Consider the following 23,844-nt stretch of genomic DNA (forward strand, 5'->3'; position numbering starts at 1 on the left):
TATTAGCTTGAAACTAATACTAATTCCGCTGCGGACAACTACATGGCGAGGCGTGCGGTGGCACTAAATCTGACTGACGAAGAACAATCTAAGATTGTTGGAAGCGAAATGAACAGCGAAGGAGCGATTGACTTAGTATTCGGAGCTGCGTTGGGGGCGTATTTAGGGTCCAGCATAGACCACAGTAGTTTTGAAACAAATCAAGCAATAACACTTGGCGGATTCCTACTCTTACTCTGGCTGTTTGTCTTTTTGTCAAAACTTGGAGCGCGAGCATTAGCATTTCGGAGTATCTGGGCGGCGATTGCATTGCTTATAGTTGCCGGGATCGGTGCTTGGACTTCAGGTTACCTTCTAGAATATATATCCGCAGGCAAGGCCTTGTTCTTCCGAACAGTTATCTTTGCATGGATAATCAGCAATGTTGTCTCCGCTATGCTGATAACCTTTAGCCGTGGTGGCGTGAAGGATGGAATTCGGAACAACTGAGCCGATAAAGACAATGTGAAGGCGGCCTCGAATACGCGTGGTCGCCAATTTTTTTGGCATAATATGCCTGGGCATTTTAACTAACAATACCCAGCTCGAACAATCCTCGCCCTCGCTTCCGGCGTTTCCAAACGGCGGTATCGGCCACCTGAGTACCGGCGGCAATCCAGCGCGTGTCCGGCAGCGATTGAGGCCGCGCCTATGTCTTCCCCATCTACGTAGCAAACGCCCACCCAGCGGTCGTAGGTACGTTCACCGTTAAGTTTGCAGGTCACGGTCTGGCCGCGCAGATGATCCGTCATCCACTGCTTTGCAGCCATCCCGGCGCTTGTACTTAATTCCGGCCCATCTACGCCGTTTAGCCTCACCGGAACGCCCTGAACGACTATCGTGTCTACGTCTCGGACTCTGGCGATACCTTCCACTGTGCGCCGGTCGGTTGGGTCTGGATCGAAGCTAGTCAGAAAGACCGCGACACCGATTAGAGCGGCCATCCAAACCATTACCGACCGTCTTGGTGTTGCTGGACGCGGCAAATTAAGGCGCGATCTGCGACGAAATGGAACGACGTTGCCTTTGTATCGGCGGGCAGAAAAAAAGTGACGGGCAGAGCCGATCAGCGAAATGATCAGAATGAGACCGATTACGAATGCCAGCATATGAAGTGGGTTATTAAAATGAGACAAGGCTGTTCCGAAGGCTCCTAGTAGAACATTTGCACACTGGTAGCTGGTAAATGGCAAACAAGGCTCACGAAGTCTTTGCGTTCAAACGACAAAAAAAGACTATTCCCCAACATTTTGGCGAAAATTCGCAAGCCAATTTAGGCGCTTGATACCACATGCATCTCGATCGCGAACTTCACCCACAAAAGGAATTCTAAGTTATGTTGACCAACGTCGGCCTACCAGGTCTTTTGATCTTACTATTGGTATTCGTACTTCCTATTTGGTTGATTATTCGGGGAAGCAAACGCAAAGCAAACGAGCAAAAACGCATTGCCGACGCGCTCGAGGAAATCGCGAAGTCCAAGGACAATGAAAAACCTGACTAAGCCAACGCGCACAATAGGCGTTGGAGCAGACCGCCATGTACCAGATCAACCAGGTTGAACAAAGCGGCAAACGTGCCGGATGCGCCCGAACTGCTGCCACCCACGATGAGATGACCGATGAACGAACCAATGTTCCAGTTGATCCTTACAGCAGCCATTGTCGGCTTGATCCTTTGGGTAATCTTCCGACCAAAGCGATGAAACAGTTGACGATCCGGCGCGCAACTGAACATCCTAGCCACATGACCAACGATCAGAAAACCAAGCCTGAACGCGTGACAAAAAAACCGTCACGTGAAGAGGTTAAGGCAACAATCAAACGCACCACCAAAGACATGAAAGACGTGCTGGACCGGCTGGCCGACAAGTAATGATCTATGAAATAACCTACGAAGACGTTCTGCTGGTCTATTGCGACTTTATGCGTGTGCCAGATGCTAAACCGTTTATCAAAAGTGAACACAGCATTCAAAGCGCAATAGCCCGACCTTACGCTTCGTTCGGCGGGGAAAGGATGTACCCAACCCTGCACGAAAAGGCTGCGGCGTTACTACACGGTTTGGCCAAGGCACACGGGTTTCACGATGGAAACAAACGCGTAGCAGCGCACATCACCGTAACCATGATCCGTTTGTCTGGGTACGACCTATCACCAGTTTCAATCGACTTCATGGATACGATTGTCGTGCGGTTGGTTGAGGGCAGCATGTCACAGGAAGCGGCTGCGTTCTGGTTTCACATAGTGATCGATTGACCAGCGACCAATTGGACAGGATCAAATGCAAATTGATGAGGATTGATAACTGACATGGATGGGATCGTAAGTGTACTGTTTTTGATCGTCCTGCTGGTTTTAGTTGTCTGGCTGTACATCCTGCCGATCACGATGGCTGGAAGGCGGAACCGATCCGGTTTGATCTGGTTTCTGATTGGTCTTGTCGGATCGCCCTTGCTGGCCATCTTGTTGTTGCTCGCATTGGGTGACGCACCAGAGCAACCATCGGCCTAGCAATACCTAGGGTAATCGACCACGTGATGGATACGGGCTTTGATGCCTGGTCGTCTAGAGAAATGACACCCGCTGCACTGAGGCGGTGTACCGGCTTTTGATCCAACCAGTGTAGCGACCCGTAACACACATGCCCCATTTAGTCTGGGCAGTCCCATGGTCAGACTAAATCCCCGCGTTGCCTATCATCCCAGATTAAGGTGACGCGGGGAACTTTGATCCGCCCCGTGATCCCTGTCGTAATTTAAGTACCCCTAACTGCAACCCGCGTTGTTCAACTGGTTTCCTTCCGAACAATGCGGATTTTGGGGGTATGAGGGGGTAACGAGTTTTCTGTCACCAGTGGCCGACCGGACCTTTTAACTCTGGTTCGGTCGGTAAAAGACGGTCTTATGGGTTTAGTCGGTGATCAAGCGCTGTAGTGCTTGTTCGAATAGTTCATTTCGCCCTCACAGTTCAGTAGCTGGTGGCCTTGATCACTAATTTGAGCAATGTGGTATCCCTCTCGCTCAACAGCTTTTTTGAGACCCGTAACACGTTCCAAAATCGTGAACACCGGCCAGACATCGGCGGCCATCATCGCGGTAATATATCGGTCTTTCTCTGTTTTGCTTCGTTCTTGTGTGTGACCACTAAATCGGCGTCTTCGGTCGTTTGTTTGACCGACGTAGAAGATATTTTCAGTTCTTGGATCACTGATTGAATAGACCCAGTAAGTATCGGTAAGCCTGCCTAACGCACGCTCTTCTTTGCTTTTTCGCGGCACATTCATTACTCCAATAGCATTTCTTATATTTTACTTTGACTTACGGCGAAGTTTTTGCAAGCCCACGCAGGCCATTGATATGTGATCTTGCGCCAATCAAATATGCCCAACTGGGCCTTGTAATTCCGGTTCAATCGGCAAGGTGTGATCGGGCGGTTCAACACCGTGCTTTTCCAGCCATTCCAACACTTCACCCCATTGGGTCTGGATGCTTGGTGCGCTGCGATACTCGCGCAACTGTTCCAACCGACATTTCAGGTCATAAGGAATCGTGCGGGGCCATTTCTTCATGGCAAGATGTTCTACTTTTGTTCTTACTGTTGTCAACAGCCCTTGGCTTGCACTCGACCTACGAGGAACAACGCCAGCCTAAACTTGGCTTTTTTCAACTGTTGCGTAGCTACAAGATTTCTACCTTTTGTTCACAAGGACCGTTTTTAGCGTGTCCATCAGTTTAGTGATTTCTTCAAAGTCATCGTTGCCAAGATGACGAAATGCCCACCAAGCGTCGTAAGTTTGTTCGATGATTTTCAGACAGTTTAGCATTATTGAAGGCATGCCACTTACTTCGATGCTCCAACCTTTCGGTTCGAAATGTGAGAAATCGTTGCGAATTTCGAACAGCCTTTTGAACGCGCGTTTCTGTTCTGCACTAAATTCCAAAACGCACCCAGCACGCTCAAAACGCTTGTCCTCTCGTCGTGCACGTTTCAATAGTTCATGTGGGTTTGCCAACTTTGGCCTTTTGGGCAATTCATCGTGGCGGCCGTTTTGCAAGGCATCCATGGTTGCTATTGCATCGTCTTCTGTAAGCGCTCCGACCTGCATCGTACCTGACAAATGACAAGTCAATGCGCCGTTAACAGCGCTAGCCATGGCGATAGCAGCCCATTTCCAACAGTGTATGTTGCCCGACACGACCCGTTCCATCTGATGCAATACTTCGCTCAGCGAAATCAAAACGTCATGCGCCTCATCTGTGGAAAGGTAGTTCTCGTTGTCGGTCATCACTCTGTTGCTCCCAAATCCTGTCATCCCAAGCGACTAAGTCCTAATTGACCGCACCGCCATCGTTATCAGCAGGTAGATAAAAAGAACCAAGAAACCGACGGTACCCATCGACCCGATCGGTTTCTTTTCTATCGGGAAGGCGACGCGGAACACACCGTACAGGTTGAGAAGCAAAAATCTTGGCGCGATCTGCCAAACGTTCAAGCGGATGCCTTGGAACCCAGTGCAGACGTTTGCGCGGCTGCTGGGCTGAAACTGGCCGAGCGAATCTTACGGGATGAATTGAAGCGCCGTGACTGACATCAGACTGACACAGCCCTTTTGCCAATTATCAAATTTCCGCCAAGTCATTGATTTAATGGCGGACCGAGGAGGATTCGAACCCCCGACCCCTTGATTCGTAGTCAAGTACTCTATCCAGCTGAGCTATCGGTCCGCGTTGGTGAAGCGGTGTTTAGACCCGGTGCGGGAGACGTGCAAGCCGATTCTGCAAAAAATCTTCAAAAAGTTAGATCGCCGCGTGGGAGGCTTATTTCAAAGGTTGTACCGGTGGGTCCGGTCTCTTTCAGCACAAGATCTCCACCATGTCCGCGCACCAGTTCCTGTGAAATCGCAAGCCCAAGGCCCGAGCCCCCCTTGCGTACGCCGCCTTGGAATGGCGTGAACAGATTCTCGCGGGCTTTGGGCGGTAGGCCGGGGCCGGTATCGCGGATTTCGATGCACCAGCTGGCCTCCATGGCGCAGCCGGTGACAGTGACGCGCCCGGGTTTGCCTGAGGAGACCAGAGCCTGCCGGGCATTGCGCACAAGGTTCATGATCACGCGGAAGAGCTGCTCTGGGTCTGCGCGCACGACCAGATCGTCGGGCACCTCGTTCACGATTTCGACGCAGGCATCGGCAACGGCCAACTGCTCGCTGGCGGCAACATCTTCGGCGATGTCGCGGACGCGCACCATGGTCAGGGTCGGTGCAGGCTCTTCCGCGCGGCCAAAGGCAAGGGTACTTTCACACAGCGAAACCGCACGCGTGATTGAGTTGACCAGCTTGGGTGCCATGCGGCGGACCAAGGGGTCATCGCTGGCTTCGATCCGGTCGGTGAACAGTTGTGCAGAGGTCAGAATATTACGCAGGTCATGGCTGACCTTGGCCACCGCACCACCCAGTTGCGCCAGACGCTCGCGTTGTTTCAGCGCCTGCGTTAGGTCGGTCTGTAACATCTTCAGGGCCTCTTCCGCCTCACGCAGTTCGGTTACTTTGGAGTTAGGAGAGATTATGCCGCGCGCATCCTCGGGCGCGCTGGCATAGCGCTTCATATAGCCGACAACGCTTTTGATCGGGCGTACCAGCACAACGCGCACAGCAAGGAACAGGAAGAAAGCCGTGATTATCGAAATAACGAAGGACAGACCCAGAATACGCAGCCCGTAATCCACCATCGCCATGCGCAAGGGCATGCTGTCTATGGTTACCTCGATTAGTAGACCGGCGCCTTTGACTGGCTCACCGATCACGCGGATGACCTCATTCTCAGTGGTGAAAATACGGGTCATCGCATCGCGGATCAGGATCCATGGGCCCGCGTCTCGCAGATCATAGGTGTTGGTGATCTGTTCCGGGATAGGCGAAGACAGCATCAGCTGCCGCACCTCATCGCGCCGCAGGACGACGTTATAGACACCCGCATTTGCCAGCAGCTCGGCCTCGAGATCGTCGGCGAGCATATCATCGGCCAGTAGCGCCAAAGACGCGATCTGCGCGCGTTCCAACCGGTTCAGCAGGAAGTCTTCCCGGAAACGCGCGATGGACGGCACAAAGATCAGGACCTCGGCCAACATCACGAAGACCGTCGTCAGGATCAGAAATCGGCCGGACAGCGAGTTCAATTGGCGCTCCTCTTCCGGTCAGGGGATCCAGCGTTGCACGAACCTGACCACGCGTTTAACCGTCTGATTCTCAAACAGCCTTGGCGAGAAATAAGCCCCCGCCACACGTTTGTTAACCTCTCCGATCGTCGGATAGGGCGAAACCATCGCGGCGATCTGTCCCATCTTGAGGTTATTGGCCAGCGCAAGGGACCACAAGTTGATCAGCTCTCCGGCCTGATGACCAATGATTGTCGCGCCCACCGGGCGTCCTTTCACGACCATGACCTTGATGAACCCTTTTGTCTTACGCTCGGATATGGCGCGGTCATTGTGGTGATAGTCGAACCGGGCAACCTCCATCGCGTCGCCATGCTGTTCACGAGCCTGCGCCTCTGTCAGGCCAACTTGAGCCAGTTCGGGGTCCGTATAGGTAGCCCAAGGGATGTGAGATGTCTTGGCCTTTGATGGCAGACCAAACAGGGCCGAGCGGATGATAATGCCCGCATGATACCCCGCCACATGGGTGAATTGCAGACCACCCGCCACATCGCCGATGGCATAGACCTTGCGATTGGACGTGCGCAGAGCGTCATCCACCTTGATCCCCGTGCGCGTTCGGTCGATCCCTGCGGCCTCTACGTTCAGGCGTTCGACATTGGCCTTGCGTCCGGCTGCCATCAGAAGATGGGTCCCGGCAAAGATGTCTCCGTTCTGGGTGACAACTTCGACCGCGCCAGCCGAGCCTCGGATTTGCGCGACCATGGCTTGTTCCTGAATGTCGACACCTTCGGCCCGCAGGGTCTCCAGAACGAGGGCTGCAGCCTCGGGGTCATCCTTGCCCAGCGCCTTTGCGCCTTCGATCACGGTGACCTTGCAGCCCAGCCGGATATGGGCCTGCGCCATCTCCATCCCGATGGGGCCGCCGCCGATGATCAACAGGTGGTCGGGCTTATCCTTCAGATCAAAGATGGTTTCATTCGTGTAGAATGGCACCGAGTCCAGCCCCGGGATCGGCGGCACAAGCGGCGATGATCCGGTGGCGATGACAACCCGCCGGGCGGTGATCACGTTCTCACCGGCCTGCACCTGTGTCGGAGACAGGAAGGTGCCAAATTCGCGGATCACCTTGACGCCGAAGCCCTCGAACCGTTCCTGACTGTCCATCGGCTCGATCTGAGCGATGACATCGTGCACGTGATCCTTGGCGGCGGCATAGTCCACTTGCGGCACAACATCGGCCACGCCAAAAGGCGCAGAATACGCCTGCCCATAAGCCATCTTGCCACTTGCGATCAGGGCCTTGGAGGGGACACAGCCAAAGTTCAGGCAATCCCCGCCCATCTTGTGGCCTTCCAGCAGAATCACATCGGCCCCCATCTGCGCCGCCCCTGCTGCAACCGACAAACCGCCCGACCCGGCGCCGATGACCAGGATATCTGTTTTCAGCTCTTTCATGGAATTCAGGCGTCCTTTTTGCCGCGCAGGGCTTTGATCAGAATGGGCAGAGCGGCCAATACGCACAAGCCTATGATCGGACCGATAACAAAAGGTTCCCAAAGCAGCGAAACATCCGGCGTTTCGCCGCGATCAAAGACACCGCCTAGGCCGACGCCGATCCAGGTGTAGACGATACCACCCGGAATGATGCCCAGCGCCGTGGTGAACAGGAAGTTGCGGAACTTCACGCCCACCAATGCCGGGACCAGATTGGCCACAAAGAACGGAACCACGGGCACAAGACGCAGCAGGAACAGGACCGAGATCTCATTCTCGCGCAGGCCGTCCTTGAGTTTCTTGATGGTCCCTTCCGAGGATTCGAGTCGCGCCGTCAACGACTCACCCAAGCCCCAGCGCGCAGCCAAGAAGATGGCGGATGCGCCGATGGTTGCCGCGAATACGTTGAACGCGGTGCCTGCGAACAGGCCGAACAGGAAACCACCGGTCATCGAAGCGACGGCGGCCCCGGGCAGGGAAAACGCCACGATCACGATATAGATCCCAACGAAAGCTGCGGCCATGGCCCAGTAATACTCATCCCGCCAGGCCAACAGGGCCTCGCGATTGTCGCGCAGGGTTTCAAAACTCAGGTAGTCCCCAAGGGTGAAGAACCCCACCGCGGCGACGGTCAGGATCACAAGCAATGGAATATGGCGCGCAAACCCGCTGCGCGGTGCTTGGGTTGTTTCGCTCATCTGGCTGTCCGGCTTTGATTGTTTCATTCTGACCCCAACATGCGCTGCCTCGTGGTCCTGCAACAGGCCCCTCACGCGGCCTTGAACTCTGTGGCAGGGAATGTGAGGGTTCGGGGCGCAAAAAACCGGATTCTGAAATCTTTTGACCGGCCAGGTTACAGAATTGTTGCAAAAGGCGCGAAAACCCGTGCCTTGGGGTTTGACTTACCCCCCGCTTGGCAGTAGAGGACGGGCTTCGAACACTCGGGCCAGGCGAATCCGCGCCGCACCCACCGCTATAGATTGGAGACGGAGCGATGAAACGCACCTATCAGCCTTCGAACCTGGTTCGCAAACGCCGCCACGGTTTCCGCGCGCGCATGGCCACCAAAGCCGGCCGCAAAATCCTGAACGCGCGCCGTGCACGCGGCCGCAAATCGCTGAGCGCGTAAACCGCCTCACCGATCAGGTTATGAACATGACGCCGCCGGAGGCCCCTGAGGATGGTATCAACCAACCGAGGGTCAAGCCCCCGGCGGCGTCCGTTTGCGCGCCCAAACCTCTGACCGTTCTCAAGAATCGTTCTGATTTCCTGAAAACGGCACGGGCGCGTCGGCAAGGCACATCCTCGATGATGGTGCAGGCCCGCAAGCGTGCGCCGGATGAGGGCGCAGGCATTCGCATCGGGTTTACCTGTTCCAAGAAGGTCGGCAATGCGGTGGCCCGCAACCGCGCCAAGCGCCGCCTGCGTGAAGCAGCCCGCGCCGTACTGCCCACACAGGGGCATGAGGGCTGGGACTATGTCCTGATTGGCCGCGCCGAGGTCACCGCCGGGCGGGCGTTTGACGCCATGCTCGACGATCTGCGCTATGCGCTGCGCAAGATTCACTCCCCTCGCAAATGACCCTGCTGGCGCGCATATTTGCTCTGCCCGTGCGCGCATACCGGTTGGTTTTCAGCCCCTGGGTCGGATTCAATTGTCGCTACCAACCGACGTGTTCGGCCTATGCACTGGAAGCGCTAGAGAAACACGGCGCGATCAAGGGCGCGTGGCTGGCCGCCCGTAGAATCGGGCGCTGCCACCCATTGGGCGGTACGGGGTATGACCCAGTGCCCGAGAAATCCGAAGACGATTAGACCAGCGCCAGATTCCCTCGGTCCGTGAACCTTCGGGTCGGGATGACTTCCCGATCCAACTTACCCAGCAGAGAGTGGTGCAAATCTTCGTAGAACCGAGGCGAGTCGAAATACCAGCTGTGGCTGGCGGATGGTCCATCCGGGTAATCCGCGCGATTGTCATTGAAAAACTTGCCGCAATACAGGTTAACCGCCTTTTCAGGATGGTCCGAGGGCATACCCACCCGCCCTAATCTGCGCGAAACGCCCACGCGCTTGACCTCAGAGATCGAAAGAACCTCATCAAACGGGCTGTAGTAGCAGGTCAGCCTCGTACACCGCCGCATCAAGGATGAGGTCTTGGCGCTGCCTTCCCGGAAAGACTTGGCCGAAACATCCGCCGCGACAAAGGCGATCTGGCTTGTGGTCCAGCTGTGTTGGGCGATCTCATGGTCGTCATCGGCGTAATCCATAGCCTCGCGCACCAGAAACGTCCCCATCGAATACGCCAGAACGTGAACATTGTGGGGGCAATCCGGGGTCTGCATTTTGGACAAACGTCTGATCCCGTCATTGAACAGCTTATCCGCCGAGCGACGCGCATCGGCTCTGTCCGAGCTATAGCCCAAGACGGATCCATCGCTTGGCCAGTCAAAGCTGACGATCACACCTTTGAAACCATGGGCCTCAAGCCCTTTGCGGATCTTGCGGTGCCGCTCCAACATCTCGAACTGCTCGGTGTTGAAACCATGCACGAAAAATACGATATGGCCTTTTTCGTGATCCGTCGCCCCGACGGCCTGCTGCACCTTGTCCAGCCAGTCCGAAATTCGGATTTCATGTTTGCGCGCCGGTGTCTTTACGTTGGACGGGATCGCCAGATAGCGCGCCTTGCCCAGTCTGTTGGAATAGGTATTGCCGCTGCGTCCGCGGACGGTAAAGAAATAGTCCATTTTAAACTCCGTTAGTAAATCCGCAGAGCATAGCACAGGCGGCGCTTTCCCCAAAAACTGGCCCGGGTTCACGACACCTTGCCCACGCGCATCCTGCGCTGTAATCACGGCCCATGTTTGATGAAGCCGACGATATCCATCCGCTGTTTGCTGGCGCGCCCTCGACGACCGAGTTCAAGAAGCTGCGCAAACGCATCGTGCGCCAGACCCGTGAGGCGATCGAGCAGTACGGGATGATCGACCCCTCCGCCCATGACAAGGACGGCAAGCCGCCACGCTGGCTTGTCTGCCTGTCAGGCGGCAAGGACAGCTATACCCTGCTTGCCGTTCTCTATGAGCTGAAATGGCGCGGGTTGCTGCCGGTCGATTTGCTGGCCTGCAATCTGGATCAGGGGCAACCCGGCTTTCCCGCCACCGTCCTGCCCGAGTTTCTGGAACGGATGGGTGTTCCCCACCGGATCGAGTATCAGGACACCTATTCCGTTGTGATGGACAAGGTCCCTCAAGGCCGGACCTATTGCGCCCTGTGTTCGCGCCTGCGCCGGGGCAACCTGTATCGCATCGCGCGGGAAGAGGGCTGCTCGGCCGTAGTGCTGGGCCATCACCGCGACGACATTCTGGAAACCTTCTTCATGAACCTGTTCCACGGCGGGCGTCTGGCAACCATGCCGCCCAAGCTGGTCAATGAAGAGGGCGACCTGTTCGTCTTCCGCCCGCTGGCCCATGTGGCCGAGGCCGATTGCGAGAAATTCGCCAAGGCAATGAACTACCCGATCATTCCCTGCGATCTGTGCGGCAGTCAGGACGGTTTGCAGCGACAACAGGTCAAACACATTCTCGATCAGTGGGAAAAGAACAGCCCCGGCCGCCGTCAGGTCATGTTCCGCGCGTTGACCAACGCCCGCCCCTCCCATTTGCTGGACCCGAAATTGTTCGACTTTTCAGGGCTTTCCTTGGATTTCAGCAAAAAAGACGAAAATTCTGCTGAAATTCCGCAGTTGCGTTAACGTCTGACTCAGACTGGTTTCCTACCGTTCACCTTGAGCGTTCGATGCCCAAGGCCTGGAATAGTTATGCGGAACCTTCCTGATTTTGACCGTTTTCTGCGTCCTGTGACCTCTGCCCTCAGCGGGCCATCTGCGCTGGCCTTTCTGCCAGCGCTCAGCCTTGGCGCGTTTTGGCTGGGCGGCGAACGCGCGCTTGTCAGTGTGACGCTTGGGGTGCCGTTGATGTTCGCGGTGGCAGGGAGTGTGGACAGTCAGGCGAAAACGCATGCAGCGCAGGCAATCGGGGGTGTGCTGCCAAGTGATCAGTTCAATCTGGCCCTGTCAGAAAAGCTTGAAATCGCGCACCAGCAAGAGGCTGGTACAGCCTGCATCGCCATTGCAATCGACGGCTTTCCCGAGGTTGTGGATATTCACGGCCAGGCCGCCGCCGATCACATCCACCAGCAGTTCTCTAGCCGGGTTCTTTCGATGATCCGCGACGATGACATTGCGATGTTGGTCGGGGACGATGGTTTGATGATCGGGCTGCATCCGTCGCAACAGTTGGATCTCGAGGCTTGTATTCAGATGTCAGGGCGCATCCAGTCTGCGGTAGAAGAGCCGATCATGCTCAATGGAATCGGCCTCTACCTGACCTGTTCGATTGGGTTCAGCATGAACAAAACTATCTCTGGCGATACGGTCTCGGACTGGAAAGCCGCCAGCACCGAGGCGCTGACCGAGGCACAACGCAGCGGGCCCTCGACGATTCGGGCCTATTCCTCCGAGACCCGGCGCAGGTCACTGATCCGCAGCAATCTGCGTAAAGAGTTCGAGGCGGCGCTGGATCATGGCGATATCCGCCCATGGTTCCAACCACAGGTATCCACGGATACCGGCCGCGTTACGGGTTTTGAGGCGCTGGCTCGATGGGAACATCCGCAGAAAGGCGTGCTAAGCCCACAAGTCTTCCTGCCCTTCGCCGAACAAGCCGACTTGATGGAGCGTTTGGGTCAGGCCATCCGGCACCACGCCTTCACCGCCATGCGGGCCTGGGACAGGGCGGGCGTTATTGTGCCGCGTATAGGCGTCAACTTCTCTTCGGATGAGCTGCGCGCACCGGGTTTGATCGACCGCCTCAAATGGGAGCTGGATCAATTCGATCTGACCCCCGACAGACTGACCGTCGAAGTGTTAGAGACCGTCTTTTCCCGCCGCCCCGACGACGTGATCACCCGCAATGTTACCGGCCTTGCAGCTTTGGGGTGCTGTATTGATCTGGATGATTTCGGCACCGGCCATGCCTCGATCGCGTCGATCAAGCGGTTCAATGTCACGCGGATCAAAATCGACCGCTCATTCGTTGCCAAATCCGATCAGGACCCCAGTCAGCAACAGATGGCCAGCGCCGTCCTGACCATGGCCGAACGCTTGAATCTGGAGACGCTGGCGGAAGGGGTCGAGACACCGGGGGAGCATGCCCTGATGGCCCAGCTTGGATGTGATCACGTGCAGGGCTTTGGTATCGGCAAGCCAATGCCGTTCGAAAAGACGCTGGACTGGATGGCCGCGCATAACGGCAAGATGAACGGGGTTCCGAAAATCGGACGCCAAACCGGCTGAATTCCGTGAAAGAGTGCCCCGGAATGCCACGGCGCGACGAATTTGCAGCCGATTCCGCTTGACCTTTGGGCCTGCACTCTGTTGAACCCTGCGGGTGTCTTTCACTGCTCAAGGTGGCTGTCCCAGATGGACGATCAGAACAAGAATCTCATCCTTGCAACCGCGCTCAGCTTTCTCGTGATCCTGGTCTGGTTCGTGTTGTTCCCTCCGCCGGAACCCACGCCCGGAACGGAACAGACCGAGATAGCGGCAACCGAAGGGTCCGAGATTCAAACGCCCAGCGCAAGCGGTACCGGAACGGTTGGCGAGGCAACCGCAACCGCGGAAGAGGCTCAGCCCGAAGAACAGGCCCCGCGCGTTGCGATTGATACGCCCCGTCTGAAAGGCAGCCTGTCGCTGTCGGGCGGCCGCATTGATGAGCTGTTCCTGAAGGATTACAAAACCTCTCTTGAGGAAGGCGCACCGATCGTCGAACTTCTGGCCCCTGTCGGGTCGGATTCGGCCTACTACGCCCTCTATGGCTGGGCCCCCGGATCCGGTGTGAGCGGCACGGACGTTCCCGGCCCCAACACCCTTTGGACCCTTGAGCAGGGCGAGACATTGGGCGTGGACACCCCCATCACTCTGGCGTGGAACAACGGCAACGGCCTGACCTTCCGCCGAACAGTCTCGGTGGATGAAAACTACATGTTCTCGGTGACCCAGTCGGTCGAAAACGCCACCGGCGCCGAGGTCAGCATGGCCCCTTACGGCATTCTGGCCCGCCATGGCATTGGCGAAGACGGCGATCTGCCGGGCCTCAAGAACTTCTTCATCCTGCATGAAGGGGTGATCGGCATGGCCGACGGAACCTTGACCGAGGTCGACTATGGCGATGTCCGCGACTTTGACATCGACCCGAACGAACGCGCTCAGGCCGAGGTCTATCAAGTCAAAGAGGACGGCTGGATCGGGTTCACCGATCACTACTGGATGACAACACTGATCCCCGAGCCCGGATCGGCCTTCAAGGCGGCCGCAAAATACGACTCGCGCCGCAAAATCTATCAGACCGAAACCGTGCTTCCGACCCTGACAGTGGCTCCGGGTGCGACGGAAGAGGTCAGCACCCGACTGTTCGCGGGCGCGAAGGAATGGGAAGCCATTCGGGAATACCAATCCGAGGGCGTTCAGAAATTCATCGACAGCATCGACTGGGGTTGGTTCTTCTTCCTGACGAAACCGATTTTCTGGCTGCTGCACAACATTAACCTCCTGATCGGCAACATGGGATGGTCCATCATCGGCCTGACGCTGATCATCAAGGCAATCCTGTTCCCGCTGGCGTTCAAATCCTACGTCTCGATGGCGAAGATGAAGGAGCTTCAGCCGCAGATGGAGGCCTTGAAAGAGGCTGCGGGCGACGACCGGCAGAAGATGCAGCAGGGCATGATGGAGCTGTACAAGAAGGAAAAGGTAAACCCCGCCGCGGGCTGTTTGCCGATCCTGATGCAGATCCCGATCTTCTTCTCGCTGTACAAGGTGATTTTCGTCACTATCGAACTGCGTCAGGCCCCGTGGTTTGGTCCGTTCCAGGACCTCAGCGCGCCGGACCCGACCTCGATCTACAACTTGTTTGGCTTGTTGCCCTGGGCCGCACCCGCGCCCGAAAGTTTCCTTGCGCTGATCTTTATCGGGATCCTGCCCCTGCTGCTGGGTATCTCGATGTGGCTACAGCAAAAGCTGAACCCGGCGCCAACCGATCCGACACAGGCGATGATCTTTGCCTGGATGCCGTGGGTCTTCATGTTCATGCTGGGCGGGTTTGCCAGCGGTCTGGTGGTTTACTGGATTGCCAACAACACCATCACCTTCACCCAGCAGTATCTGATCATGCGCAGCCAAGGATATAAGCCGGACGTGTTCGGCAACATCAAGTCCGGCTTCAAGCGTACGCCGAAGACGGACGGCAAATGAGCGGGCAGGTCTCAGCCATCTGGCGGCACCCGATCAAGAGCCATGGGCGAGAAGCCCTGACCGAGATCACTGTACTCCCCGGGCAGACCATGCCCGGGGATCGTGTTTGGGCCGTCGCGCATGAGGCTGCCAGGACCGACGGCTCGGAATGGGCACCCTGCGTAAATTTCAGCCGCGGTGCGAAGGCGCCCAAGCTGATGGCAATCTCGGCCGAATCCCACGGCGACAGCGTGACCCTTCGCCACCCTGATCGTCCGGATCTGAGCTTTGCACCCGATACCCAGCAGGACGTGTTTTTGGAGTGGGTCAAACCACTGATGCCTGCGGATCGCGCAGCATCGGCGCGGATCGTGCGTGTGCCCGGTCGGGGAATGACCGACAGTGATTTCCCCTCAATCAGCCTGTGCAACATGGCCAGCCACCGCGCGGTCGAACAGAAGCTGGGTCGTGAGCTGTCGCCTGTCCGCTGGCGCGGCAATATCTGGTTCAATGGCCTGCCCTTGTGGGAGGAGTTCGATTGGCTCGGGCGTGAAGTTCAGATTGGACAGGCCGTGTTCCACGTGCGCGAACGGATCACGCGCTGTCTGGCGACCACTGCAAACCCCGACACGGGCGAGCGGGACGCAGATACACTTGGTGCCCTGAACAGCTGGGTCCATCAGGATTTCGGCGTTTATGCCGAGGTGATCCGAGGCGGTGAAATCCGCATTGACGACAAGGTTCAACTGCTATGACTGCCCTGCCCTTTCCGCTTGCCGAAGATCCTGACGCGTTCGCGCTGGAGCGTGGGCGCAAGCTGTTTGCAGGTGAATCCGAGTTCGTCAAAGGCGTCGTCGCGATGAACGGCCTACCCGCCCCCGACCGGCTTGAGGTCTGTTTTGCTGGACGCTCGAATGTCGGAAAGTCCAGCCTGATCAACGCGCTGACCGGCACCAAGGGCCTCGCGCGCGCCTCAAACACACCGGGCCGCACGCAAGAGATCAACTTTTTCACCCAAGGTCCTGAGCTGTATCTGGTGGACCTGCCCGGCTATGGCTACGCAAATGCTCCGGTCAAGGTAGTTGAGAAATGGCAGCGGCTGCTGAAACAGTATCTTAGCGGGCGGCAAACCCTGCGTCGCGCCTTTGTTCTGATCGACTCACGCCATGGGGTGAAGCCTGTGGATGATGAGATCATGAAGCTGCTGGACACCAGCGCCGTGACCTTTCAATGCGTCATGACCAAGACCGACAAGGTGAAGGCCAACGACCGCGAGAAAGTGCTGAACCAAGTGCGTAAAGCCCTGTCCAAACACCCTGCCGCCTACCCCGAGATCGTTTTGACATCCTCGGAAAAAGGGGATGGGGTGCCGACGCTACGCTCTATCATTGCCCATCTGGAATGACCCTAATCCTGCGCGTCTTTGGTGTTCTGACCCTGCTTGCACTGCTCACGACCAGTGCAATTCCGCAGGGCTGGATGCCTGCGCAAGGCAATGACGGCAAGATCCTACTGGTGCTTTGCACAGGTGAGGGAATGGTCGAGCAATGGGTCGATCTGGACCCGGACGATCCAATCCATGATGAGCATGACACGCGCTCCATGTGCCCTTTTGCGGGGCTCACTGCGGATGCCAATTTGCCCGGGTTTGAGTTGATCATTCTGGCGGATTTCCAACTGCAGCCGCGCTGGGATCATTCCGATTTCACCCATCGAAGTGCGGGGTTTTACGCCCGCTATGATGCGCGGGGACCACCCCACTCCTCCTGAAACAGCGAAACCTTGTTTTTACCCTGCGCGTACCTGCGCGCGAGGGATGTCTGTATATGGAGATTTCAAATGGCAATGGATAGCCAAACTTCGGGCACGGCCCCGATGCAGAATACAGCTGCGCAAAAATTCTACTTTGCCGCGTGGCGGTGGCATTTCTACGCCGGGATTTTCGTGATCCCGTTTCTGATCATCCTCGCCGTCACCGGTTTGATGATGATGTTCATAACCCAGTTTGACGGGCGCGATGGCGAGAAAATCGCCGTCACGGTCGAAGGCAAAGCCCTGCCCGTCTCGCAACAGGCCGAAGTCGCTTTGGCCGAGGTTCCCGGGCAGGTCGTCGAATGGATCGGTCCCAAGGCCGAGGATCTGGCGACCGTCTTCCGCGTCAAAACCGATGCAGGCCAACGCTTGGTCGCGGTCGATCCTTACGCCGGTCAGGTGCTGGAAACCTGGGATCGCCGTGCCGGATGGTATGATCTGGCGGACAATATCCACTCGACCCTTCTGATCGGTACCACTGGCGACCGCATCCTTGAAATCGCAGCAGGATTGAGTCTCGTTCTTGTGTTCACTGGCCTCTATCTTTGGTGGCCGCGCGGCAATGTGATGGCGGGTTTTGTACCCAACCTCCAGGCGCGAGGGCGCGCATTGTGGAAGTCCCTGCACGCGGTGGTCGGCTTCTGGATGTCACTCTTGCTGGTCGTCTTCCTTGTCTCGGGCCTGTCTTGGGCTGGGGTCTGGGGCGGTATGATTGTTCAACCCTGGAGCAGCTTCCCAGCCGAGAAGTGGGACAACGTACCCTTGTCGGATGAAACCCACGCCAGCATGAACCACGGTCATCAGAACGATGTGCCGTGGGCGCTAGAGCAAACACCCATGCCTGCCTCTGGCTCTGACGCCGGAATTCAGGGCGTGCCAGAGGGCACTGTAATCGACATCGACGCCCTGGTCGCATTGGGGACCGCATTGGAGATAAGCGGGCGATTCCGCGTGGCCTATCCGGGCGGCGAGGATGGCGTCTGGACACTCAACCGCGACAGCATGAGTAGCGACTCGACCGATCCGGTGAACGACCGAACAGTCCATGTCGACCAGTACACCGGCAAAATCCTGGCCGATGTCCGGTATGAGGACTATTCGCTGATGGGCAAATCCATGGCAGTCGGAATCCCATTCCATATGGGGTTGATGGGCACGTGGAACTTCATTCTCAACGTGGTGTTCTGCCTGTCGGTGATCTTCGTCTGCGTCTCGGGCGTGGTGATGTGGGTCAAGCGCCGCCCGCAAAAGGCGCGTCGTCTGGCGGCTCCACCGATGCCAGCGGAACTCCCGCTGTGGAAAGGCGCGGTCCTGATCGGGCTATTCACAGCTATGGCTTTCCCGCTGGTAGGGCTGACCCTGTTGGGTGTACTGGCCTTCGACCTGCTGATCCTCAGCAATATTCCCGCGATGAAACGCGCGATGAGCTGATCTGAACAGGGGCCGCGCCAACCCGGTGCGGCCCGCATAGCCTGCATTTGCTGCGGTATGGTCTTGGCAGTCCGGTTCAAACGCCCTAACAGGGTGGATCAGAGGACAGACAGCCATGAAGACACGAGACATGAACCGGGATTGGATCGCCACCGCCGCAACCCTGAACAGCGCGTTGCCCTATTTGCAGCGCTATGATGGCGCGATTGTCGTCATAAAGCTGGGCGGCCACGCTATGGGCAGCGATGAGGCGATGGACAGCTTTGCCCGCGACGTCGTGCTAATGCGGCAGGTCGGGGTGAACCCGGTGATCGTGCATGGCGGTGGACCGATGATCAACGCGATGCTCAAACAGCTGGACATCCAGTCCGAGTTTGTAGGCGGCAAACGCGTCACTGACAAAGCGACGGTCGAAGTGGTCGAGATGGTCCTCTCCGGCCTTGTGAACAAGCGGATCGTGCAGGCGATCAACCGTCAGGGCGGCACCGCTGTGGGCCTGTCGGGCAAGGACGCCAACCTGATGACCTGCGAACAGACCGATCCTTCGCTGGGCTTTGTGGGGTCTCCGTCGAAGATGGACCCCAAGGTCCTGCACGACCTGTTCTCGCATGACGTCATCCCGGTCATCGCACCACTTGGCGCGGGCACCGAGGGCGAGACCTTTAACGTAAACGGCGACACAGCTGCGGGGGCTATCGCCTCGGCGCTAAAAGCCGACCGCCTGCTGCTGCTGACGGACGTCTCGGGCGTCAAGAACGCCGCTGGCGACGTGGTGACTGAGCTGAAGTCTGGTCAGATCCGTGAAATGACTCTGGAAGGCACCATTGCCGGTGGTATGATCCCAAAGACCGAAACCGCGCTGGATGCGCTGCATAGCGGCGTACGCGCGGTGGTTATTCTGGACGGGCGCGCGCCCAACGCAGTCCTGCTGGAGCTGTTCACCGAACACGGCGCCGGGTCGCTGATACGCCCCGACTAATACCAAACCGGAGGAGATATGACCCAACAGCCCGCCTCCTCTCACAACATTTATGACCGTGTCGAACACGCAGCGCAGCGGGTTGGGCTGATCGTCATGGGCGCGCTGCACCCGCGTCAGGTTCAAGCGAAACAACTGGATGGCGGAACGCTGATCCTTTTGGGCGCAGGGCCCGAGTTCTGGCCCCAGTTGAAAGCCGCGCCGGAATGGCAGGGCAAGGACCCGGTAGATCGTTGGTCACTCCGTGTGGTTGGGCAATTGGCACAGGAATTGGGCGCCGAGGCGCATTTTCCCTTCGGCGGCCCTCCATACGCGCCGTTCATTGACTGGGCGTTGAAATCCGGGCGAACCTTCAGCAGCCCGGTGGGCGCGCTGGTACATGACCAGATGGGCATGATGATCTCATTGCGCGGCGCGCTTCATTTCGACGATGAATTCGCGATTCCCCAAGCAATCGCCCCTTCGCCCTGCACCTCATGCCCAGCGCCTTGCACGCAGACCTGCCCGGTGGGTGCGCTGAATGATCAAAGCTTTTACAATGTCGACGCCTGCCACGCTCACCTTGCCACGCCCGAGGGGCAGGTCTGCATGACCGGAGGATGCCTCGCGCGCCTCTCCTGCCCTGTCAGCACCCGCGCAGGCCGAGACCCGGACCAATCCGCACATCATATGAGGGCCTTTCATCCGTCATGACACACACCCTGATCCTGACCCGCCATGCCAAGTCCAGCTGGGATGACCCCAACCTTAGCGATCATGAGAGACCACTGAACAAACGTGGGCGAGCGTCAGCCCCGGCGATTGGATCTTGGCTCAAGAATAACGGCTGGGTTCCGGATGAACTTCTGAGCTCGAACTCTGTCCGCACGCGCGAGACTTGGGACCACATGGGTCTGAATGCTGAAAATGCCTATTACGCCTATGACCTCTATCTGGCGGGGCCGGATGCGATGCTGGCTGAGTTAAAGACGGCAACAGGCCGAACCGTGATGATGCTGGGTCACAACCCCGGTATTGCCCAATTCGCGGCTCAGCTTGTCGAAACCGCGCCCGAGCACGCTCGGTTCGACGACTACCCGACCTGCGCCACAACGGTAATCCAGTTTGAGATCGACAGGTGGTCTGACATCCAGAAGCAAAGCGGCAAGGTCTTGGGCTTCGCGATCCCGCGCGAGCTTCTGAAATGAAAAAAGGCGGGGCAAAACCCCGCCTTTCCTTTGATGTAATCTCGATCAATGTCCGAGGATCTGGCTGAGGAACAGCTTGGTGCGTTCGCTCTTCGGGTTGTTGAAGAACTCTTCCGGTTCGTTCTGTTCCACGATCTGGCCGGCATCCATGAAGATCACGCGGTTGGCGACCTGACGGGCAAAGCCCATCTCGTGGGTCACACAGAGCATGGTCATGCCTTCTTCGGCCAGCTCAATCATGGTGTCGAGCACCTCTTTGATCATCTCGGGGTCCAGCGCCGATGTCGGTTCATCAAACAGCATGATCCGCGGCATCATGCAGAGCGAGCGGGCAATCGCCACACGCTGTTGCTGACCACCGGAAAGCTGACCCGGGTACTTTAACGCCTGATCGGGGATCTTCACCTTTTCAAGGAAATGCATCGCGCGCTCTTCAGCCTCTTTCTTGGGCGTCTTGCGCACCCAAATCGGGGCCAGCGTGCAGTTCTCCAGAATGGTCAAATGCGGGAACAGGTTGAAGTGCTGAAACACCATACCAACCTCGGACCGGATCTTGTCGATGTTTTTCAGGTCATTCGACAGTTCGATCCCGTCCACCACGATCTTGCCCTGCTGGTGTTCTTCCAGCGCGTTCAGGCAGCGGATCAGGGTGGATTTGCCCGAGCCGGACGGGCCCGCGATAACAATCCGCTCGCCTTGGTTGACGGTTAGATTGATGTCGCGCAGCACGTGAAACGAGCCGTACCACTTGTTCATTCCGCTAATGTCGATGGCGACCTCGTCGCTCACCTGCATCTTCGAGCGGTCGATTTCGCGGTCAATTGCAAGTTCAGACATGTGTTGAACTCCTTAGTGATGATCGGTGGCAAGGCGACGCTCGAGCCACTGAGAATATTGAGAGATGCCGTAGCAGACGACGAAGAACAGAAGCGCGGCAAAGCCCAGAAGTTCCCAATAGACGCCGTTCCATTCGGTTGACGCCAGGATGGGGCCCCGGATCATGCCCACCAGATCGAACATCGAAATGACCGAAACCAGTGTGGTGTCCTTGAACAGGCCAACGGCCACGTTCACGATACCAGGGATCGAAATCTTCAGAGCCTGCGGCAGGATGATCAGACGCATCGCCTGAGGGTAATCCAGACCAAGGCTGTCTGCTGCTTCATACTGTCCACGTGGAAGCGCTGCCAGACCGCCGCGGATCACCTCGGCGATGTAGGCGGCTGAGAACATGGTGATCATGATCACAACGCGCAGGAACAGGTCGACCGTGCTGTCAGGCGGGAAGAAGTAGGCCAGCATCACCGAAGCCACAAACAGCAGCGTGATCAGAGGCACGCCACGGATGAATTCGATGAAGATAACGCTCACCCACTTGATCAGCGGCATGTCGGACTGGCGGCCCAGTGCCAGGGCGATGCCCAGCGGAACCGACAGTGACACACAGGTGACACCCAGCATCATATTCAGCATGAAGCCACCAAGATCACGGCTGGGAACAGCTGTAAGCATCGCGTCTTCAGAAGCACCTTCCGGTATCAGCGCTCCGCCGACATTCCAAACGACAAGCGCCACAACGATGGCCCCGAAGAAGCCGGCCGCAAAGCTGTTCTTGCCGAATTTCTGGAAAACCGCGCCGCCCGCGACGCAACCCAGCAGAGCCACAAGCGGGACCAGAATGGTGCCACCCCAGATCAGCCAGAATGCAATGAACGGGTAGAGCGCTGTGAAGATCAGCATCTTCCGCGGCAGGTCGAAAAACAGCACCGGCGCAAAGGCCACCAGCATCAGCACAAAGGCCAGGTTGGGGCGCCAGTAAGCGTCAACCGGGTATTTGAAGCCGTAGATCAGCTGTGGCCAGCGTTCGGTCAGAACCGCGAAACACGCGCCTGTCTTGCCACCCAGAATCTCTCGACACTCTGCCAGCGAGTTCGCATTCCACACCCCGTTCAGAATCCACGGCAACGTGTTCTTCAGAAGGATGTAGATCAGGATCAGCGACAGAACCGTCAGGATGGTGTTGGCAACGCCAGAGAACAGATTCTCACGCAGCCATTTGACCACGCCCGTCTCATTCGCCGGGGGCGGAGAGGGAGGGATGGTACCTTCGGCCACGAAAGCGATCGGATTGGTTGTTTGATCGGCCATGGCTCAGCGCTCCTTCAACTTGACGGATGCGTTGTAGACGTTCATCACCATCGAGATTACCAGCGAGGCGGTGAGGTAGAACAGCATCAAGAGCAGAACACATTCGATCGCACGACCGGTCTGGTTCAGGGTGATACCGCCCAGCGTCGCGGTGATATCCGCGTAGCCCACGGCAATCGCCAGAGACGAGTTTTTGGTGATGTTGAGATACTGCGAAATCAGCGGCGGAATAATCACCCGCAGCGCTTGCGGCAGAATGACCAGATTCATGATCCGACCCTGACGCAGACCCAGAGCGGCCGCAGCCTCGGTCTGACCTTTTGAGATCGCCTGAATACCGGCCCGCACGTTTTCCGCGATGAAGGCCCCAGTGTAGATCGACAAAGCGAACCACAAAGCGATCAGAGGACCACCAACCTTGATACCTCCGCTGAAGTTAAAGCCCTTCAGCGCGGGAATGTCCCAAGTCAGGCCCATCAGAACCATCAGCAACGCAAACGGCACCAGCCAGACGCCCAGCTTCACCAGCAGCGTTCTGGGGCGTTCACCGGTCTCTTCCTGCTTCTTGGTCGCCCGCTTTTCGATCTCGCGCGAGGCGAACCATGATCCGACCAGACCGGCAATCACCAGCAGCCAGTTCAGAATGGTTGCACTGAACAGGCCATACGCGAATTCCGGACGGGGGATATAGACCCCACGGTTGGTGAAGGCGAAGGCATCAAACAGCATGCTCGACGTCGGGTTGTCACCGCGGAACGCCCGCGGCCCCGGCAGAACGGCCGTCATGATCGTGAAGATGATGATGATCCAGATCAGAACCGGAATGTTGCGGAAGATCTCGACATAGACCGCCATCAGCTTTGAGACGAGCCAGTTGTTCGAAAGCCGCAGAACCCCGGCGATCACTCCGAATATTGTTGCGGTGATACAGGCCAGAAACGCCACGAGCAGCGTGTTCAAAAGCCCCACAACCGCAGCCCGCCCATGCGAGGACTGGCTGTCATATTCGATCAGACGTTGGTTGATGTCGTACCCGGCGGAATCGCCGAGGAATGTGTAGGATATGTTCAGGCCGGCGGCCCGAAGGTTCTGGATCAGGTTGTTGCCCAGATACCAAATGGATAGCGCAATGGCGATAGCCGCGATCACCTGAAAGGTCAGCGATCTGTAGCGGGTATCGTTTATGAGCATCGACAGCCGAAAATCAGCTTTCGGCGGGTCAGTCATAGTCGACATATTTTGGAATCCCCGTAGCTAGCGGACTTTGTTTTTATGGCGAGGTTGTCCCCGCTCTGCGTCCGTTCGCGTA

General features: G+C 57.2%; 28 protein-coding genes and 1 tRNA gene. 17 read left to right on the top strand and 12 right to left on the bottom strand.

Annotation, left to right across the window (positions count from 1 at the left end):
- Positions 1-57 precede the first annotated feature (57 nt).
- Entirely contained in the window at positions 58-489 is a 432-nt protein-coding gene (locus tag ACRZ95_RS20945) for a hypothetical protein (RefSeq protein ID WP_170681014.1), read from the top strand.
- 80 nt (positions 490-569) lie between these two features.
- Here ACRZ95_RS20945 and ACRZ95_RS20950 read toward each other — a convergent pair whose 3' ends face one another.
- A complete protein-coding gene (locus ACRZ95_RS20950; RefSeq protein ID WP_480555519.1) occupies positions 570-992 on the bottom strand; it encodes a thermonuclease family protein in 423 nt (140 codons plus the stop codon).
- A gap of 586 nt (positions 993-1,578) precedes the next feature.
- Between ACRZ95_RS20950 and ACRZ95_RS20955 the strand changes: the two genes are divergently transcribed.
- From ACRZ95_RS20955 to ACRZ95_RS20965, 3 genes are read left to right on the top strand one after another with little or no spacing between them, the layout of a single operon-like run.
- Positions 1,579-1,914 carry a hypothetical protein gene (locus ACRZ95_RS20955; protein ID WP_170681012.1) on the top strand — a complete coding sequence of 112 codons (336 nt, stop codon included), beginning with the start codon at positions 1,579-1,581 and terminating at the stop codon, positions 1,912-1,914.
- Positions 1,914-2,297, top strand: coding sequence for a Fic family protein (locus ACRZ95_RS20960; protein WP_170681010.1), 384 nt, complete (start codon positions 1,914-1,916; stop codon positions 2,295-2,297). The genes ACRZ95_RS20955 and ACRZ95_RS20960 overlap by 1 nt, the downstream gene beginning before the upstream one ends.
- Before the next feature lie 54 nt (positions 2,298-2,351).
- On the top strand, positions 2,352-2,552 hold the full coding sequence (locus ACRZ95_RS20965) for a hypothetical protein (RefSeq protein ID WP_170681009.1): 201 nt from the start codon (positions 2,352-2,354) through the stop codon (positions 2,550-2,552).
- A gap of 409 nt (positions 2,553-2,961) precedes the next feature.
- Here ACRZ95_RS20965 and ACRZ95_RS20970 read toward each other — a convergent pair whose 3' ends face one another.
- The 7 genes from ACRZ95_RS20970 to ACRZ95_RS21000 all read right to left on the bottom strand — a co-directional run bounded on the left by ACRZ95_RS20970 (position 2,962) and on the right by ACRZ95_RS21000 (position 8,386).
- On the bottom strand, positions 2,962-3,318 hold the full coding sequence (locus tag ACRZ95_RS20970; protein WP_170681008.1) for a GIY-YIG nuclease family protein: 357 nt from the start codon (positions 3,316-3,318) through the stop codon (positions 2,962-2,964).
- A 96-nt stretch (positions 3,319-3,414) separates the two neighbouring features.
- A complete protein-coding gene (locus ACRZ95_RS20975; protein ID WP_170681007.1) occupies positions 3,415-3,609 on the bottom strand; it encodes a hypothetical protein in 195 nt (64 codons plus the stop codon).
- 120 nt (positions 3,610-3,729) lie between these two features.
- Positions 3,730-4,326, bottom strand: a complete 597-nt coding sequence (locus tag ACRZ95_RS20980) for a hypothetical protein (protein WP_170681006.1) — start codon at positions 4,324-4,326, stop codon at positions 3,730-3,732.
- 362 nt (positions 4,327-4,688) lie between these two features.
- Positions 4,689-4,765: transfer RNA gene (locus ACRZ95_RS20985), tRNA-Arg, on the bottom strand.
- A 64-nt stretch (positions 4,766-4,829) separates the two neighbouring features.
- Positions 4,830-6,212, bottom strand: a complete 1,383-nt coding sequence (locus ACRZ95_RS20990) for an ATP-binding protein (protein ID WP_480555521.1) — start codon at positions 6,210-6,212, stop codon at positions 4,830-4,832.
- An 18-nt stretch (positions 6,213-6,230) separates the two neighbouring features.
- Entirely contained in the window at positions 6,231-7,649 is a 1,419-nt protein-coding gene (locus tag ACRZ95_RS20995; RefSeq protein ID WP_170681005.1) for an FAD-dependent oxidoreductase, read from the bottom strand.
- Between the two features lie 5 nt (positions 7,650-7,654).
- Positions 7,655-8,386, bottom strand: coding sequence for a TVP38/TMEM64 family protein (locus ACRZ95_RS21000; RefSeq protein WP_170376065.1), 732 nt, complete (start codon positions 8,384-8,386; stop codon positions 7,655-7,657).
- Between the two features lie 296 nt (positions 8,387-8,682).
- On the opposite strand from ACRZ95_RS21000, the gene rpmH reads away from it, so the two are divergent.
- The 3 genes from rpmH to yidD are packed head-to-tail and all read left to right on the top strand — an operon-like array spanning position 8,683 to position 9,502.
- Positions 8,683-8,817 carry a 50S ribosomal protein L34 gene (rpmH, locus tag ACRZ95_RS21005; RefSeq protein WP_005980833.1) on the top strand — a complete coding sequence of 45 codons (135 nt, stop codon included), beginning with the start codon at positions 8,683-8,685 and terminating at the stop codon, positions 8,815-8,817.
- A 26-nt stretch (positions 8,818-8,843) separates the two neighbouring features.
- The gene (gene rnpA, locus ACRZ95_RS21010; protein ID WP_170681004.1) at positions 8,844-9,269 is read left to right on the top strand and encodes a ribonuclease P protein component; all 426 of its coding nucleotides are present in this window, start codon (positions 8,844-8,846) and stop codon (positions 9,267-9,269) included.
- The gene (gene yidD, locus ACRZ95_RS21015) at positions 9,266-9,502 is read left to right on the top strand and encodes a membrane protein insertion efficiency factor YidD (RefSeq protein WP_170459835.1); all 237 of its coding nucleotides are present in this window, start codon (positions 9,266-9,268) and stop codon (positions 9,500-9,502) included. Before rnpA ends, yidD begins: the two co-directional genes overlap by 4 nt.
- On the opposite strand, the gene ACRZ95_RS21020 is transcribed toward yidD, so the two are convergent.
- Complete coding sequence (locus ACRZ95_RS21020) at positions 9,499-10,434, bottom strand: alpha/beta hydrolase (RefSeq protein ID WP_170681003.1); 936 nt, start codon at positions 10,432-10,434, stop codon at positions 9,499-9,501. The two genes, yidD and ACRZ95_RS21020, sit on opposite strands and share 4 nt — an antisense overlap.
- A gap of 113 nt (positions 10,435-10,547) precedes the next feature.
- Between ACRZ95_RS21020 and ttcA the strand changes: the two genes are divergently transcribed.
- The 10 genes from ttcA (at position 10,548) to ACRZ95_RS21070 (ending at position 20,387) form a co-directional block, all read left to right on the top strand.
- The gene (gene ttcA, locus ACRZ95_RS21025; protein ID WP_170667876.1) at positions 10,548-11,441 is read left to right on the top strand and encodes a tRNA 2-thiocytidine(32) synthetase TtcA; all 894 of its coding nucleotides are present in this window, start codon (positions 10,548-10,550) and stop codon (positions 11,439-11,441) included.
- Between the two features lie 66 nt (positions 11,442-11,507).
- Complete coding sequence (locus ACRZ95_RS21030; RefSeq protein WP_170681001.1) at positions 11,508-13,043, top strand: GGDEF domain-containing phosphodiesterase; 1,536 nt, start codon at positions 11,508-11,510, stop codon at positions 13,041-13,043.
- 126 nt (positions 13,044-13,169) lie between these two features.
- Positions 13,170-14,999 carry a membrane protein insertase YidC gene (gene yidC, locus ACRZ95_RS21035; RefSeq protein ID WP_170680999.1) on the top strand — a complete coding sequence of 610 codons (1,830 nt, stop codon included), beginning with the start codon at positions 13,170-13,172 and terminating at the stop codon, positions 14,997-14,999.
- Positions 14,996-15,733, top strand: a complete 738-nt coding sequence (locus tag ACRZ95_RS21040; protein WP_170680996.1) for an MOSC domain-containing protein — start codon at positions 14,996-14,998, stop codon at positions 15,731-15,733. The genes yidC and ACRZ95_RS21040 overlap by 4 nt, the downstream gene beginning before the upstream one ends.
- Complete coding sequence (yihA, locus tag ACRZ95_RS21045; protein WP_170680994.1) at positions 15,730-16,383, top strand: ribosome biogenesis GTP-binding protein YihA/YsxC; 654 nt, start codon at positions 15,730-15,732, stop codon at positions 16,381-16,383. Before ACRZ95_RS21040 ends, yihA begins: the two co-directional genes overlap by 4 nt.
- Positions 16,380-16,748, top strand: coding sequence for a DUF2946 domain-containing protein (locus ACRZ95_RS21050; protein ID WP_170680992.1), 369 nt, complete (start codon positions 16,380-16,382; stop codon positions 16,746-16,748). The genes yihA and ACRZ95_RS21050 overlap by 4 nt, the downstream gene beginning before the upstream one ends.
- Positions 16,749-16,817: 69 nt before the next feature.
- Positions 16,818-18,221 carry a PepSY-associated TM helix domain-containing protein gene (locus tag ACRZ95_RS21055; protein ID WP_170680989.1) on the top strand — a complete coding sequence of 468 codons (1,404 nt, stop codon included), beginning with the start codon at positions 16,818-16,820 and terminating at the stop codon, positions 18,219-18,221.
- 115 nt (positions 18,222-18,336) lie between these two features.
- Complete coding sequence (argB, locus tag ACRZ95_RS21060) at positions 18,337-19,200, top strand: acetylglutamate kinase (RefSeq protein ID WP_170680987.1); 864 nt, start codon at positions 18,337-18,339, stop codon at positions 19,198-19,200.
- A gap of 18 nt (positions 19,201-19,218) precedes the next feature.
- On the top strand, positions 19,219-19,893 hold the full coding sequence (locus tag ACRZ95_RS21065; RefSeq protein WP_170680985.1) for a ferredoxin: 675 nt from the start codon (positions 19,219-19,221) through the stop codon (positions 19,891-19,893).
- Positions 19,890-20,387 (top strand): histidine phosphatase family protein, encoded by a 498-nt coding sequence (locus ACRZ95_RS21070; protein ID WP_170680984.1) that lies wholly within the window; start codon positions 19,890-19,892, stop codon positions 20,385-20,387. The genes ACRZ95_RS21065 and ACRZ95_RS21070 overlap by 4 nt, the downstream gene beginning before the upstream one ends.
- A gap of 45 nt (positions 20,388-20,432) precedes the next feature.
- Here the strand turns inward: ACRZ95_RS21070 and ACRZ95_RS21075 are convergent, their stop codons facing one another.
- From ACRZ95_RS21075 to ACRZ95_RS21085, 3 genes are read right to left on the bottom strand one after another with little or no spacing between them, the layout of a single operon-like run.
- Positions 20,433-21,224, bottom strand: a complete 792-nt coding sequence (locus tag ACRZ95_RS21075) for an amino acid ABC transporter ATP-binding protein (RefSeq protein ID WP_170528808.1) — start codon at positions 21,222-21,224, stop codon at positions 20,433-20,435.
- A 12-nt stretch (positions 21,225-21,236) separates the two neighbouring features.
- Positions 21,237-22,535, bottom strand: a complete 1,299-nt coding sequence (locus ACRZ95_RS21080; protein WP_170662995.1) for an amino acid ABC transporter permease — start codon at positions 22,533-22,535, stop codon at positions 21,237-21,239.
- A gap of 3 nt (positions 22,536-22,538) precedes the next feature.
- Positions 22,539-23,771: an ABC transporter permease subunit gene (locus ACRZ95_RS21085; RefSeq protein ID WP_170680982.1), complete on the bottom strand. Its 1,233-nt coding sequence runs from the start codon at positions 23,769-23,771 to the stop codon at positions 22,539-22,541.
- Positions 23,772-23,844: the final 73 nt, after the last annotated feature.

The sequence above is a fragment of the Ruegeria sp. AI3 genome (genome assembly GCF_056541245.1).